Below are 15382 nucleotides of genomic sequence, written 5' to 3' on the forward strand. Positions count from 1 at the left end.
TTGGGATTGGGGGGTTCTGCTGAGCATCTATGAAACTAAATAAAACTTATATAAATATCAGAGATAAATGGTGGGGACTACCGCTCATTCTCCCTTCGATTTTACTGCCTGTTTTAAGTAGCGCAAATACTTATGCGCTTACCAGCACTGGAAATGTGGTTCTTTTTTACCTGCCGTTAGCTTTTATGCTTAGCCTGATGCTCTTTTTCGGCTGGGCAGCACTGCCGGGCATTGTGCTTGCTATCTTCTGGCGCAGATACCCGCAGACAGGGCTGTATGAAACCCTTTCCGTGACGATGCACTTTATCATTACTATCGTGCTAAGCTGGGGCGGCTATCGTGTCTTTTCCCCCCGGCGAAACAATGTTTCCCACGGCGACGCCCACCTGCTGTTTCAACGAATATTCTGGCAGGTATTTTGTTCAGCAACATTATTTCTGGTCATCTACCAGTTTGCCGCTTTTGTTGGCATGTACGAAAGCAAAGCCAGCCTGATGGGGGTAATGCCCTTTAATATCAACACGCTGATTAATTACCAGGCGTTACTGGTCGGTAACCTTGTCGGCGTGCCATTGTGCTATTTTATTATTCGTACTCTTCGCAATCCGCTGCACCTACGGGGGTATTATCAGCAATTAAAGCTACAGATTGATAGCAAGGCCACTAAAAAAGAGATCGTTATTTGGCTGGCCGTATTGACTACACTAATGTTTATACTGTGTATGCCATTGACTGATAATAGTTCAATATTTAGTACCAACTATACGCTTTCGTTATTATTGCCGGTCATGCTGTGGGGCGCGATGCGCTATGGCTATAAGTTTATTTCAATTATCTGGGCCGTCGTGCTAATTACGTCGATTCATTATTATCAGCGTTATATGCCCTGGTATTCAGGTTATGATACGCAATTAGCGATTACCTCTTCGAGCTATCTGGTTTTTTCTTTTATTGTTAATTATATGTCTGTACTGGCCACGCGTCAGCGCGTAGTGAGTGGTCGCGCACGGCGGCTGGCCTATCTTGACCCGGTTGTACATCTTCCCAATTTACGTGCGTTAAACCGCGCGCTCCAAAATGCGCCCTGGTCTACGATCTGTTTTTTACACGTGCCGGGCCTGGAGCTATTGGGTAAAAATTATGGCGTCATGCTACGCATCCAGTATAAGCAAAAGCTCTCTCACTGGATTACGCCGATGCTGGCCTCAAATGAGTGCGTCTACCAGATGTCAGGGCACGACCTGGTGCTGCGTCTTAATACAGAGGCGCATCAGCAGCGTATTGAAGCGCTGGATAAACATATTAAGCAGTTTCGGTTTATCTGGGATGGACTGCCGCTACAGCCGCCTGTCGGCGTGAGCTATTGCTGCGTGCGTTCTCCGGTTAGCCACCTTTATCTGCTGTTGGGCGAATTAAGCACCAGTTCCGATCTTTCGTTGACGACTAACGCGCCGGAGGATTTACAGCGGCGCGGCGCAATGCACCTGCAGCGCGATTTGAAGGGCAGAATTGCGATGATGAATCGCCTGCAACAGGCGTTGGAGCACGATCATTTTTTCCTGATGGCGCAGCCTATTTTCGGTGTTCGTGGGGACGTTTACCATGAAATCTTACTGCGACTCAGGGATGACAACGGCGACGTTATCAACCCGGACAATTTTTTACCCGTGGCGCATGAGTTTGGATTGTCTTCCGCTATCGATCTTTGGGTGATTGAAAACACGCTGCGGTTTATGGCGGCCAGCCGGGAATATATGCCCGCGCATCGTTTTGCCATTAATCTGTCGCCAACATCGGTATGCCGCGCTCGTTTCCCTGCAGAAGTTAAGCAGCTGCTTACGCAATATCAGGTTGAACCCTGGCAACTGGTTTTTGAGGTAACGGAAAGCAACTCTCTCACCAATGCTGAGCAGGCGCAGTTGACGCTGGGACAGCTACAGCAGTTTGGCTGTCAGATAGCGATTGATGATTTCGGTACTGGCTACGCCAGCTATGCGCGGCTGAAAAACGTTGACGCCGATATTCTTAAAATTGATGGCAGTTTTATTCGCAATATAGTGTCAAACAGTCTCGATTATCAGATTGTGGCTTCTATTTGTCATTTAGCGCGAATGAAAAATATGCAGGTCGTCGCGGAGTATGTCGAGAGCGAAGAAATACGAAGCGTAGTGCTCTCGTTGGGGATCGACTATCTTCAGGGATATTTAATTGGCGAGCCGCAGCTATTATCTGAGATTCAGTAAAGACAGACGCCGCGGCGCGGCGTCTGGCTCACAATTTACGCGGCGATCTCCGGCGAGCTTTCTTCCTCAATATTGAGACGCCAGCCAGTTACCGCTTCCCAGTACTGCTGTTCTTTTTCCAGATCAAGCAGTACCAGCGCATTCTGGCTGAACCAGTCATGCGGAAAACATAACGTCCAGTGGCTGTCATCGGTCGTTAGCCGCAGCGTCGGCGGCGTGGTGGTCGCCTGCCGCTGGTTGTTCAGTAATACGCCCAGCCGAAGTAGCTGAATTAACGGCAGATACTGTTTTTTCTTAAACAGCGTAAAGCGGGGCATATCATCCAGTTTTATGGCTTTACGATGGTAACGCACCAGCGTCGCCATCATCATTTGCTGCTCCTGATTAAAGCCGGGCAAATCGCTGTGTTGCAGAATATAAGCCGAATGGCGATGTAAACCGCTGTGATTAATATTCAGTCCAACCTCATGCAGCATTGCCGCCCAGCGAAGCAACGCTTCAAGCTGCGGATGCGCCAGTTTTGGCTGCTGGGCCTGCCACTGCTCGTACATCTGCATGGTGGTTTCCAGCACGCGTCTGGCCTGTTCTCTGTCAATGTTGTATTGATTGGCCAGACTTTTTGCGGTACGGCTGCGAACATCCTGATGGCGGAAGCGGCCTTCCATTTCATACAGTACGCCTTCGCGCAATGCGCCGTCGGAAAGGCGAAGCTCGCGGATAGCCAGAGCATCAAAAACGCCGCACAGAATCGCCAGGCCCGGCACAAAGACCGCTTTTCGTTCTTCAGACAGACCCGGCAGGCTGAGCGCATTAAAGGAGCGGTGCTTCAACACTTCTGACTTCAGTTTATCGAGGCGCTCCGGCGTAATGAAGCCATCTTTCTCACCCAGCGCCAGGAGAACTTCATGAGCGGCCTTAATCGTACCGGAAGCGCCCATCGCTACGTTCCAACCCTGAATACGATACTGCCAGGTTAAGGTTTCCAGTTTTTGCGCCGCCGCCATTCGGGCGCGCTGGAAGTTTTCTTTATTGATAACGCCGCCGGGAAAGTAGAGCTGCGCGAAGCTCACGCAGCCCATACGACGGCTTTCAACCAGCCTGGGTTCGAAGTTTTCGCCAATGACCAGCTCTGTTGACCCGCCGCCGATATCGATCACCAGCTTGCGGCCTTTTTCCGGCTGCGTATGTTCTACGCCCATAAAAATCAGGCGCGCTTCTTCGTTACCGGAAATAATCTCTATCGGGTAGGGAATAACCTTTTCCGCGCGTTTGAGAAAATCAGCGGCATTTTGCGCCTGACGTAACGTATGGGTGCCTACGATACAGACGCTGGAAGGGGAGAAACCTTGTAAGCGTTCAGCAAACAGCGACAGACAGCTAAGCCCCCGTTCCATGGCTTCTTCGCTGAGTTTGTTATCTGCGCCCAGCCCGTCCGCCAGATGGACGCGCTGTTTTAAGCGCCCGATAATCTGCATTGCGCCGTCAACCACGCGGGCAATGACCATATGAAAGCTGTTTGAGCCGAGATCGACCGCAGCGAACTCCTGCGGACGAGGGGATTTATCGTAAATTGGCATAGCGTTAGTCTGGTTGCTCGAGTGATTTGATGTAGTCATAAATTGCCAGCTGCGCCTGGACTTTACGGCGATTGCCGCGCGGTACGTAGCGGTTGCTGAGTTCTTTATCGATAAAACGCGCTTTTACCGTGTCGCTAAACAGAATGTCAATGATATCCAGGACGCGTTGTTTAAGCCGCGGGTCGAGGATAGGCGTAGCGACTTCGATACGGTAGTCAATATTACGCGTCATCCAGTCAGCTGAAGAGAGCCAAACTTGCTTATCACCGCCGTTTTCGAAAATATAAACCCGATCGTGTTCCAGATAGCGATCCACAATGCTAATCGCACGAATATTATCGCTAATGCCTTCCAGTTGCGGAATAAGAGAACACATACCGCGTACCAGCAGATTGACCTGGACGCCCGAACCCGACGCGGCGTATAGCCTGTCGACCAACCCTTTATCAACCAGGTTGTTAAGCTTTAAGGTAATCCCTGACGGTAAGCCTTGCTGGGCATTGGCGATTTCACGATCGATCATCTCATACAGCAGACGCCGTGAGTTTTGTGGAGAAACCATCAAATAATCGAAAGTGACCGGGCGATAGGGGTTTTCAATAAAATTAAAGACCCGACGCACTTCATTGGTAATGCGCGCATCGGCGGTCAGCAGCGAATAATCGGTATACAGCCGCGCTGTTTTTTCGTTGAAGTTACCGGTGCCGATATGCGCATAACGCACCACGTCATCACCCTCTTTTCGTGAGATGAGAAAGAGTTTGGCGTGAATTTTCAGCCCGGGCGCAGAGAAAATAACATGGACGCCCGCTTCGGTTAACCGCTTGGCCCAGTGAATATTTGCCTCTTCATCGAAGCGCGCCTGCAACTCCACCACCACGGTGACTTTTTTGCCGTTATGGGCGGCATGGATCATCGAGTCAATAATGCGCGAGTCTTTCGCTACGCGATAAATATTGATTTTGATCGCCAGCACGCTTGGGTCAAACGACGCCTGACGCAGCAGTTCCAGCACATGTTCAAAGGTGTGATAAGGATAATAGAGCAGCACATCACGTTCACGAATCGCGTCGAAACCGTTACGAAACTTCTCTTTATCAAACCAAAGATGGCGTAACCGCGGTAACGGTTTATTGACCAGGTTGGCTTTACCGACATTCGGAAAATTAATAAAGTCTTTAAAATTGTGGTAGCGCCCGCCGGGTACGATTGAGTCATACCGGGAGATCGTCAGTTTTTCCCGCAGTACGTCGACCAGCGCGGCGGGCATATCGCGTTGATAGACAAAGCGCACAGGCTCAGCGGTCAGGCGCTGCTTCAGGCTGGAAGACATCAGCTCCATCAGACTGGATTCCATCTCATGCACCAGGTCATATTCGGCATCGCGGGTCATTTTCATCGAATAGGCATTAAGCGCGTCATAGTCGAAGAACCCTTTAAAAATGTCATCCAGGCAGTAGCGCAGAATATTATCCAGCAGGATCATCGGCTTGCGTCTGCGCGGTGTCTCCGGCGGCAGATTAACGAAGCGTGGGACTTTGTCGGACGGTATCTCCAGCAGCGCATAGTTGATGGTGTCGCCACGGATAATCTCCACCGCCAGATAGGTGTAATCATCTTTTAAAAACTGAACAAGATCCGTCTCCCGGTTAATGAGAATCGGGGTAATATGCTGGCGCAAATAGTGCTTAAAATAGTGGCGCAACCAGCTTTGTTGGTTCACCGAGAGCTGACGCTCGTTGATCAGAAAGATTTGATTACGCGCCATTTCCAGCAGTAATTCGTTGTACAGGCCGTCGAACTCCTGGTCTGCTTTCAACACGCGGGACTGAATTTTGCCTAACAAATGGCGTGAATGAGAATTTGAACCCTGTTCTTCGCTGATAATAATACGTCGTTTCAGTTCAGCGAAACGCACTTTGTAGAACTCGTCGAGGTTATTAGAATAGATTCCCAGGAACCGCATCCGCTCAATCAACGGGTTGGATTTATCCGCTGCTTCCTGTAACACGCGTTCGTTAAATGCTAACCAGCTCAGTTCTTTCTCGATATATAGCTTTTCCTGACCCATTACTACCTATACTCCGTTTTATTCACGGGACACTGCCTGATAATTATGGCGAGCATTACGCGTTAATGTCCAACAGCGTCAGAAAAATATGACAATAAACTGATAGCATAAAGGAAGGGAAAAGAGTAGGCCGGATAGGCATTTATGCCGCCATCCGGCAAGCAGACGCAGTCCTGTCCGATGACATATTATTCGTCAGACGCATAACCTTGCGGCGGCAGACGACGCCCGTCCAGCCAGGCGGCGTTATCGCGCATCTTTAGACGCCCCTGCGCAAACCAGCTAATCACCAGCGGATAAATCGCATGTTCCTGAGTCTGTACGCGTGCGGTGATATCATCTTCGCTGTCGTTGGCAAAAACCGGCACCTTCGCCTGGAGAATGACCGGGCCGCCGTCGAGTTCGTCTGTCACGAAATGTACCGAGGTACCGTGCTCCTCATCGCCGTTTTCCAGCGCCTGGCGATGGGTATGCAACCCCGGATATTTTGGTAGCAGGGAAGGGTGAATGTTCAGCAGACGCCCGTAGTAATGCGCGACAAACATCGGACTCAGAATACGCATAAAACCGGCCAGCACGACCACATCGGGCGCATACGCGTCTATCTTGCGAATCAGCTCGCGATCGAAGGCGTCGCGGCTGTCAAACCGATCGGCAGTCAGCGCTTGCGCCGGAATACCGGCTTCTCTGGCGCGTTCAAGGCCGAACGCGTCGGCCTTATTGCTGAATACTGCCCTGAGGGTGCCTTTAATTTTCTTCGCTTCGCAGGCATCGATAATCGCCTGTAAATTGCTTCCATTGCCGGAAATCAGCACCACAATATTCATTATTCAATAACCACACGCTGTTCGGAATCAGAGGCTTTGATGATACCGATTTTCCATGCGTTTTCACCTTTCTCGTTTAGCAGAGCAAGCGCTTTGTCCGCTTCCGGAGCGGAGAGCGCAATCACCATGCCGACGCCGCAGTTAAAGGTACGGTACATTTCATGTCGGCTGACATTACCGGCGGTTTGCAGCCAGGTAAAGATGGCGGGCCACTGCCAGGACGACTCATTAATTACCGCCTGGGTATTCTCCGGCAGAACGCGCGGAATATTTTCCCAAAAGCCCCCGCCGGTGAGGTGGGCGATAGCGTGTACATCGACGTTTTCAATCAGTTCCAGAACCGATTTTACGTAGATACGGGTCGGTTCAAGCAGATGATCGGCCAGCGGCTTCCCTTCCAGCAGAGTGGTTTGTGGGTCGCAGCCGCTAACGTCAATAATTTTCCGCACCAGCGAATATCCATTCGAGTGCGGGCCGCTGGAGCCGAGTGCAATCAGCACGTCGCCTTCGGCAACCCGGGAGCCGTCGATGATTTCTGATTTTTCGACTACGCCGACGCAGAAACCCGCCACATCGTAATCTTCGCCGTGATACATGCCCGGCATTTCCGCCGTCTCGCCGCCGACCAGCGCGCAGCCGGATTGCAGGCAGCCTTCGGCAATACCGTTGATCACGCTGGCGGCGGTATCGACATCCAGTTTACCCGTGGCATAGTAATCGAGGAAAAACAGCGGTTCCGCGCCCTGAACGACCAGATCGTTTACGCACATTGCCACCAGATCAATACCGATAGCGTCGTGACGCTTTAAGTCCATCGCCAGGCGAAGTTTGGTACCTACGCCGTCAGTGCCGGAAACCAGTACCGGTTCACGATATTTTTGCGGCAACGCGCACAGCGCACCGAAACCGCCCAGACCGCCCATAACCTCCGGGCGGCGAGTTTTCTTCACTACGCCTTTGATTCGATCAACCAGAGCGTTACCCGCATCAATATCGACGCCGGCATCTTTATAGCTAAGAGAGGTCTTATCGGTCACTGCCTGGTTCCCCACGTTTTTTCTTGCGGTAAAAGTTAAATTCGGCGCAATTCTAACAGGGAAAGCAAACGTTTGCGAGCGTGGTCTGCGCCCTGGTTATCCGGGCGATTTTTTTTGCATGGTTTCGGTCGCTGCTTGAAAATTTCCCTGTTGGTAAAAAAGAAAAGGATATCCAGCACTTGGTTTACGACAGGCGGTCGGGATAGGTCATTCACCCTTAAAATTGCTAATATTCAAACGGTTGTTAGCCTTTATCGCCTGTTTCAACGTGAGTGATTTATACTCACTTTTCCGCTATCAGCGCTTTTGGTTGATCCAGGTCAAGCATACATTGTGTTGCGTCAGAGAGGAAAAGCGGTATAATCCGGCGATTTTTTTTGTGGTTGCCAGTCATCTGAGGATAGGAGAAGAGTATGAAGATCGTGGAAGTCAAACACCCACTCGTCAAACACAAGCTGGGTCTGATGCGTGAAAACGACATTAGCACTAAACGCTTTCGTGAACTCGCCTCAGAAGTAGGCAGCCTGCTGACGTATGAAGCGACAGCCGACCTGGAAACGGAAAAAGTCACCATCGAAGGCTGGAATGGCCCGGTGGAAATCGACCAGATCAAAGGTAAAAAAATTACCGTTGTGCCGATTCTGCGCGCGGGTCTGGGTATGATGGAAGGCGTTCTGGAAAATGTACCGAGCGCGCGTATCAGCGTAGTCGGGATGTACCGTAACGAAGAGACGCTTGAGCCAGTACCTTATTTCCAGAAACTGGTATCGAACATTGATGAGCGCATGGCGCTGATCGTCGACCCGATGCTGGCGACTGGCGGTTCTGTCATCGCGACCATCGACCTGCTGAAAAAAGCAGGCTGTAGCAGCATTAAGGTGCTGGTGCTGGTCGCCGCGCCGGAAGGCATTGCGGCGCTGGAAAAAGCGCACCCGGACGTTGAACTGTACACCGCCTCTATCGATCAGGGGCTTAACGAGCACGGATACATTATTCCGGGGCTTGGCGATGCCGGCGATAAGATTTTTGGTACCAAATAAGTGAATAAATAATTAAAAGCCGACTTTAAGAGTCGGCTTTTTTTTGAATAAAACCACTCATAACAAACACACTTAGAGGAAAACACTATGACGCGCCGTGCTATCGGGGTGAGTGAAAGACCGCCGCTTTTACAGACAATCCCGCTTAGTTTACAGCACCTTTTCGCCATGTTTGGCGCGACCGTGCTGGTGCCAGTTCTGTTTCATATCAATCCCGCGACGGTGCTGCTGTTTAACGGTATCGGAACGTTGCTGTATCTCTTTATCTGCAAAGGTAAAATTCCTGCCTACCTCGGATCGAGCTTTGCCTTTATTTCCCCGGTATTACTGTTGTTGCCGCTGGGTTATGAAGTGGCGCTGGGCGGTTTTATTATGTGCGGCGTGTTGTTCTGTCTGGTCTCTTTCATCGTTAAAAAAGCGGGCACCGGCTGGCTGGATGTGATGTTCCCGCCTGCGGCAATGGGCGCAATCGTTGCCGTCATCGGTCTGGAGCTGGCTGGCGTCGCGGCGGGGATGGCCGGATTACTGCCTGCGCAAGGGCAGTCGCCGGACACGAAAACAATTATCATCTCCATGGTCACGCTGGCGGTGACGGTGTTCGGCTCCGTACTGTTTCGCGGTTTCCTGGCGATCATTCCGATTTTGATCGGCGTGCTGGCGGGCTATGCGCTGTCATTCGCGCTGGGGGTGGTCGATACCACGCCGATTGCCCAGGCGCACTGGTTTGCGCTGCCGACCTTCTATACGCCGCGTTTTGAATGGTTCGCGATCCTGACGATTCTGCCCGCGGCGTTGGTCGTGATCGCCGAGCATGTCGGTCATCTGGTGGTGACGGCGAATATCGTCAAAAAAGATTTAGTGCGCGATCCCGGTTTGCACCGCTCGATGTTCGCTAACGGACTGTCGACGATCATTTCCGGTTTCTTCGGCTCCACGCCGAATACCACCTATGGGGAAAATATTGGCGTCATGGCGATCACCCGCGTTTACAGTACCTGGGTTATCGGCGGCGCGGCGATTTTCGCCATTCTGCTTTCCTGCGTTGGCAAACTGGCGGCGGCGATTCAGATTATCCCGTTACCCGTGATGGGCGGCGTCTCGCTGCTGTTGTACGGCGTTATCGGCGCGTCGGGGATTCGCGTCTTGATCGAATCGAAAGTCGACTACAACAAAGCGCAAAACCTGATCCTCACCTCGGTGATTTTGATCATCGGCGTGAGCGGCGCGAAAGTGCATATCGGCGCGGCAGAATTGAAAGGGATGGCGCTGGCGACCATCGTCGGGATTTGCCTGAGCCTGATTTTTAAACTGATTAGCCTGTTGCGTCCGGAAGAAGTGGTACTGGAGGCAAATGATGCGGAGCCCCCGCATCAGTAACGGGTTGCCGGGCAGCGATGCTGCCCGGTTCTATCTCACGGGAATTATGTGGTAAACTCAGCGCGATTTTATGTCATCCTGGGTTGAGGTATCTCTGAACACACCGGCACAGCTCTCTTTGCCACTTTATCTTCCTGACGACGAAACTTTCGCAAGTTTCTGGCCGGGGGATAACGCCTCTCTACTGGCCGCGTTACAAAACGTGTTGCGCCAGGAACATAGTGGATATATCTACCTTTGGGCGCGTGAAGGCGCGGGCCGCAGCCATTTACTGCACGCCGCCTGTGCTGAACTGTCGCAGCGTGGAGATGCGGTAGGCTACGTCCCGCTCGATAAACGTACCTGGTTCGTGCCGGAAGTGCTCGACGGTATGGAACACCTCTCGCTGGTGTGTATTGATAACATTGAGTGTGTCGCTGGCGATGAACTGTGGGAGATGGCGATCTTTGATCTCTATAACCGCATTCTGGAGTCCGGTAAGACGCGGTTATTGATCACCGGCGATCGTCCGCCAAGACAGTTAAATCTGGGCTTGCCCGATCTCGCTTCCCGTCTGGACTGGGGGCAAATCTATAAACTCCAGCCTCTTTCCGATGAAGACAAACTTCAGGCGCTACAGTTGCGCGCCCGGTTACGGGGGTTTGAACTGCCGGAAGATGTCGGGCGGTTTTTACTCAAACGTCTTGATCGCGAAATGCGCACGCTGTTTATGACGCTGGATCAGCTCGATCATGCGTCGATCACTGCCCAGCGAAAACTGACGATCCCGTTTGTCAAAGAGATCCTGAAACTGTAATACGCCGCGACGGCGGCGTTCAACGGTTAACCGAGGATGTCCAGCACCTGCTCAGGCGGTCGGCCAATGCGCGCCTGACCATTTGCCACCACAATGGGGCGCTCCATCAGTTTAGGGTGTTCAACCAGCGCCTGGATTAACGCCTCTTCACTCAGCTCACTATCCGCCAGGTGAAGCGTTTTATAGAGATCTTCTTTCTGGCGCATCAGTTCGCGCGCGCTGGACATGCCCAACATACGCAGCAGTTCCCGCACGGTGGCGGCATCGGCGGGCGTATCCAGATAAAGCACCACTTCCGGTTCCACGCCGTTAGATTTCAGCAGGTTCAGCGTGTCGCGGCTCTTCGAGCAGCGCGGGTTATGGTAGATTTTAATCGTGTCGGTCATGAGTTCTCCTTGTGACGCCATCCGGCTAATAAACGGCGATTACATTTTCGTGTATGGCTTGAAGCGTTCCTGTAACTGGCGCAACTGGTCGATACGCGCATCGTAACGCGCCTGTTGCTGACTACCCAGTTTTGCCTGGGCGCTGGCGCTACTGAGCAGTGAAATTGCCTGATCCAGTCGTCCCGCCAGCGCATAACTTTCAGCGCGCGCCGCCAGCTCCTGATCGCGGTTGTTCAGCGCGGCTTCGGCCTGAGCAAGCAGATCCCAGCCGTTACCGTCATCTTTATGGCTAAAGGTGTAGCGATTCAGAATGGTTTCCGCCGCTTTCGGCTGGCCTCCCTGGAGGTACGCATTGGCGAGGTTTAACTGCAGCACAGGATTAACGCGCAGATCGCGGGCATTTTTCAGGCGATTAATCGCGTCGTTGGCTCTTTTCTGCCCCAGGTCAATATCGGTGGCGAGGTCAAGATACCAGGCATTGTTCGGTTCCGCGCTTAACAGCGGCTGCAACGTTTTGCGCGCTTCATCGTACTTGCTCGCTTCCATCGCCTGCAACGCCCGGCCATATTGCGCCGCATGTTGCTGACGCACGTTGCCTTTAGACCACTGATCCAGCAGGTCGCTGGTAAGCTGGTTACGTCCGGAATTGTACATTCCCAGGGCGCGCGCTTTGGCGAAATAAAAGTCGGCGGAAGATTGCACCACGACCGGGCGCATCTGGTTGGCACGGTTGCGGGCATCCGCAAGGCGGCTTTCCGGTAAGGGGTGAGTGAGCAAAATTTCAGGCGGGCGCGTGGAGTAACGCGCCTGGTCGAGCAGTTTTTCGAGGAAAGAGGGCATCGCCTGTGGGTCAAATCCGGCGCGTTGCAGTACCTGAATACCAATACGGTCGGCTTCTTGCTCATTTTGCTGGGTGAAACTTATCATTCCCTGGCGCGTTCCCGCCAGAGTACCGGTTAGCGCCGCCATACCGGCCTGTGGGCTGGCCATGGCCAGCAAAATGGAACCCAGCGCGCCCACCCAGGTAAGCGGCGCGCTGCGCTTTTGATCTTCCATCGCGCGCGCCAGGTGGCGCTGCGTCACGTGGGAGATTTCATGCGCCATGACTGAAGCTAGCTGGCTTTCGTTATCCGCGTAGCGAAAAAGCGCCGAGTGCAGCACCACATTGCCGCCAAAGAACGCGAAGGCGTTGATTTCGTCATTATTGATCAAGAAAAAATGGAAGGGCGTTTTGACGGAGTCGGCGTGCGAGACCAGACGCATACCCAGCGCGTTAATGTATTGCACCAGCAGCGGATCGTTGATTAACGGCGCGCTGCCGCGTAGCTGGCGCACATAAAAGTCGCCCATTTGCATCTCTTGTCCGATAGAAAGCGTGCTTCCTGCCGAGGTTCCCATATCGGGCAGCGTGTCGGCAGGGTCGGCAAATGCGGGCGCGACCTGACCGAGAGCCAATGCTGCAATGAGGGTTGCCACCAGGTTTTTTTTCAACTGCCTGAACATAACCTCTATCCTGTTGTTTTGAGATAGCCCTTTGACCAACGTCGTGAAATATCGTTCCACGCTCCGACACTTCATAAGTGTAACTGTGATGAGCACAGACTCACTATTTTAGTTTCCTGAATCAACGATAAAAAGCGAAGTCTTTTTTGTGACATTTCGATACAATTCGGCATCACAATCCCGCAGTTGAGTTCTGGGAAGGGTTTTATGCTCGAAATGTTAATGCAATGGTATCGCCGTCGCTTCAGCGACCCGGAGGCGATTGCCTTGCTGGTCATTCTGGTGGCTGGTTTTAGCATCCTCTTTTTCTTTAGCGGCCTGTTAGCGCCGCTGCTGGTCGCTATCGTACTGGCCTACCTGCTGGAGTGGCCGACGGCGCGCCTGCAGGCGATTGGCTGTTCCCGGCGCTGGGCAGCCTCCATTGTCCTTATCCTTTTTGTCGGCATTCTGTTATTAATGGCGTTTGTGGTGATGCCGATTGCCTGGCAGCAGGGTATTTACCTGATTCGTGATATGCCCGGTATGCTGAATAAACTGTCCGATTTCGCCGCGACCTTGCCGCGACGCTATCCGGCGCTGATGGATGCGGGCATTATTGATGCGATGGCGGAAAACATGCGTACCCGGATGCTTAACATGGGCGATTCGGTGGTGAAGTATTCGCTGGCTTCGTTAGTCGGGCTACTGACGCTGGCGGTATATCTGGTGCTGGTGCCGCTGATGGTCTTTTTCCTGGTAAAAGATAAAGAGCAGATGCTGAATGCCGTGCGCCGCGTGCTGCCGCGTAATCGCGGGCTGGCGGGGCAGGTGTGGAATGAGATGAATCAGCAGATCACCAACTATATCCGCGGAAAAGTGCTGGAGATGGTGGTGGTGGGCGTAGCGACCTGGCTGGGTTTTTTGCTGTTTGGCCTCAACTATTCGCTACTGCTGGCGGTACTGGTGGGCTTTTCGGTTCTGATCCCCTATATCGGCGCCTTTGTGGTGACAATTCCGGTGGTGGGCGTCGCGCTGTTTCAGTTTGGTCTGGGGACGGAATTCTGGAGCTGTTTTGCCGTTTATCTCATTATTCAGGCGCTGGATGGCAATTTGCTGGTACCGGTACTTTTCTCCGAAGCGGTGAATTTGCATCCGCTGGTGATTATTCTGTCAGTGGTGATTTTCGGCGGTCTGTGGGGTTTCTGGGGGGTGTTTTTCGCCATTCCATTGGCGACGCTGATTAAAGCCGTTGTCCATGCCTGGCCGGATGGTCAGGTGACGGATGCCTCATCCTGAGCGGTCAGTACAAAAGTTGTAAAGCGTGAACGACATCATAGTGCCCTGCCGCCATTTTGCGCACGCCTGATGAGGGACAAGCGCTTAGAAAGCCGCTCTTTTTTTTAATGCCGCACCGTGTTGCGGCATTTTTATTGTCTATGGAAAACCCCCAGCTAGGCTGGGGGTTCCGGAAAGCTTTCAGCTTTAAGCCAGTTATTAAAACCCCTTTTGATTTGTTAAAACATCTTGCGGTCTGGCAACTGCAAAAGTTCAACAAGAAATCAAAAGGGGGTCCCAATGGGGGACGAAAAGAGCTTAGCGCACACCCGATGGAACTGTAAATATCACATAGTTTTCGCGCCCAAATACCGAAGACAAGCGTTCTATGGAGAGAAGCGTAGGGCAGTAGGCAGCATATTAAGAAAATTGTGTGAATGGAAAAACGTACGAATTCTGGAAGCAGAATGTTGTGCAGATCATATTCACATGCTTCTGGAGATCCCGCCGAAGATGAGTGTGTCGAGTTTCATGGGATATCTGAAGGGTAAAAGTAGTCTGATGCTTTACGAGCAGTTTGGGGATCTAAAATTCAAATACAGGAACAGGGAGTTCTGGTGCAGAGGGTACTATGTCGATACGGTGGGTAAGAACACGGCGAAGATACAGGACTACATAAAGCACCAGCTTGAAGAGGATAAAATGGGTGAGCAATTATCGATCCCGTATCCGGGCAGCCCGTTTACGGGCCGTAAGTAACGAAGTTTGATGCAAATGTCAGATCGTATGCGCCTGTTAGGGCGCGGCTGGTAAGAGAGCCTTATAGGCGCATCTGAAAAACCTCCGGCTATGCCGGAGGATATTTATTGTCGGAACCTACAAAATTCTCGCTGCTGAAGGAAAACTGTATTGTAGAAATTGATTCCGCTACCGCCAATCAGCTTAAAGGCGTGCGATGTCAACAATCCGCTGTGTGGTCCTCAGGGCGCATCGGCCATTTTTGGCCCACAAAAAGGGGCGACAGCGGAAATGGTGAACACCCTGGACGAGGCGCTGGAAAACTGCGGCCGGCATATTTATCAGGCTACGGGACGTGAGGTGATTAACGCTCCCGGCGCGGCAGGCGGAATGGGCGCCGCGCTTTTAGGGTTGCTCAATGCTGAATTACGCGCCGGCGTAGAGATTGTCGTGGAAACGCTACAGCTTGAGCAGGCGGTTAAAGATGCCGATCTGGTGATGACCGGAGAAGGGCGTCTGGCGCGGCAAGCCTG

Annotated in this window: 12 protein-coding genes and 1 pseudogene; 7 read left to right on the forward strand and 6 right to left on the reverse strand. The window is 52.3% G+C overall.

The window, feature by feature from the left end:
• Nucleotides 1–29: 29 nt before the first annotated feature.
• Nucleotides 30–2243 (forward strand): bifunctional diguanylate cyclase/phosphodiesterase, encoded by a 2214-nt coding sequence (locus tag QEN31_RS06520; protein ID WP_000773647.1) that lies wholly within the window; start codon nucleotides 30–32, stop codon nucleotides 2241–2243.
• A gap of 35 nt (nucleotides 2244–2278) precedes the next feature.
• Here the strand turns inward: QEN31_RS06520 and ppx are convergent, their stop codons facing one another.
• The 4 genes from ppx to purM form a co-directional block, all read right to left on the reverse strand.
• Entirely contained in the window at nucleotides 2279–3820 is a 1542-nt protein-coding gene (gene ppx, locus QEN31_RS06525; RefSeq protein ID WP_001123330.1) for an exopolyphosphatase, read from the reverse strand.
• 4 nt (nucleotides 3821–3824) lie between these two features.
• A complete protein-coding gene (gene ppk1 / locus QEN31_RS06530; protein ID WP_000529555.1) occupies nucleotides 3825–5891 on the reverse strand; it encodes a polyphosphate kinase 1 in 2067 nt (688 codons plus the stop codon).
• 188 nt (nucleotides 5892–6079) lie between these two features.
• Nucleotides 6080–6718 (reverse strand): phosphoribosylglycinamide formyltransferase, encoded by a 639-nt coding sequence (gene purN, locus QEN31_RS06535; protein WP_001028593.1) that lies wholly within the window; start codon nucleotides 6716–6718, stop codon nucleotides 6080–6082.
• The gene (gene purM / locus QEN31_RS06540) at nucleotides 6718–7755 is read right to left on the reverse strand and encodes a phosphoribosylformylglycinamidine cyclo-ligase (RefSeq protein ID WP_000130477.1); all 1038 of its coding nucleotides are present in this window, start codon (nucleotides 7753–7755) and stop codon (nucleotides 6718–6720) included. Before purM ends, purN begins: the two co-directional genes overlap by 1 nt.
• Nucleotides 7756–8168: 413 nt before the next feature.
• Here purM and upp point away from each other — a divergent pair, with 413 nt between their 5' ends.
• The 3 genes from upp to QEN31_RS06555 all read left to right on the forward strand — a co-directional run bounded on the left by upp (nucleotide 8169) and on the right by QEN31_RS06555 (nucleotide 10968).
• Entirely contained in the window at nucleotides 8169–8795 is a 627-nt protein-coding gene (gene upp, locus QEN31_RS06545; RefSeq protein ID WP_000706208.1) for a uracil phosphoribosyltransferase, read from the forward strand.
• An 87-nt stretch (nucleotides 8796–8882) separates the two neighbouring features.
• On the forward strand, nucleotides 8883–10172 hold the full coding sequence (uraA, locus tag QEN31_RS06550) for a uracil permease (protein ID WP_000198335.1): 1290 nt from the start codon (nucleotides 8883–8885) through the stop codon (nucleotides 10170–10172).
• A gap of 94 nt (nucleotides 10173–10266) precedes the next feature.
• A complete protein-coding gene (locus QEN31_RS06555; protein ID WP_061835882.1) occupies nucleotides 10267–10968 on the forward strand; it encodes a DnaA inactivator Hda in 702 nt (233 codons plus the stop codon).
• A gap of 26 nt (nucleotides 10969–10994) precedes the next feature.
• On the opposite strand, the gene arsC is transcribed toward QEN31_RS06555, so the two are convergent.
• A complete protein-coding gene (gene arsC / locus QEN31_RS06560; protein ID WP_000132648.1) occupies nucleotides 10995–11354 on the reverse strand; it encodes an arsenate reductase (glutaredoxin) in 360 nt (119 codons plus the stop codon).
• Nucleotides 11355–11393: 39 nt separating this feature from the next.
• Nucleotides 11394–12857, reverse strand: coding sequence for a beta-barrel assembly-enhancing protease (gene bepA / locus QEN31_RS06565; RefSeq protein ID WP_000489630.1), 1464 nt, complete (start codon nucleotides 12855–12857; stop codon nucleotides 11394–11396).
• A gap of 207 nt (nucleotides 12858–13064) precedes the next feature.
• Here bepA and QEN31_RS06570 point away from each other — a divergent pair, with 207 nt between their 5' ends.
• The 3 genes and pseudogenes from QEN31_RS06570 to QEN31_RS06580 all read left to right on the forward strand — a co-directional run.
• On the forward strand, nucleotides 13065–14132 hold the full coding sequence (locus QEN31_RS06570; RefSeq protein ID WP_000892056.1) for an AI-2E family transporter: 1068 nt from the start codon (nucleotides 13065–13067) through the stop codon (nucleotides 14130–14132).
• A 279-nt stretch (nucleotides 14133–14411) separates the two neighbouring features.
• Entirely contained in the window at nucleotides 14412–14870 is a 459-nt protein-coding gene (gene tnpA / locus QEN31_RS06575) for an IS200/IS605-like element IS200F family transposase (RefSeq protein WP_000502119.1), read from the forward strand.
• Between the two features lie 189 nt (nucleotides 14871–15059).
• Nucleotides 15060–15380, forward strand: a pseudogene (locus tag QEN31_RS06580) (glycerate kinase); the annotation flags it as partial.
• Between the last annotated feature and the right edge of the window lie 2 nt (nucleotides 15381–15382).

It is taken from the genome of Salmonella sp. SA15303 (assembly GCF_029962125.1).
In the GTDB taxonomy this organism is placed as follows: domain Bacteria; phylum Pseudomonadota; class Gammaproteobacteria; order Enterobacterales; family Enterobacteriaceae; genus Salmonella; species Salmonella enterica.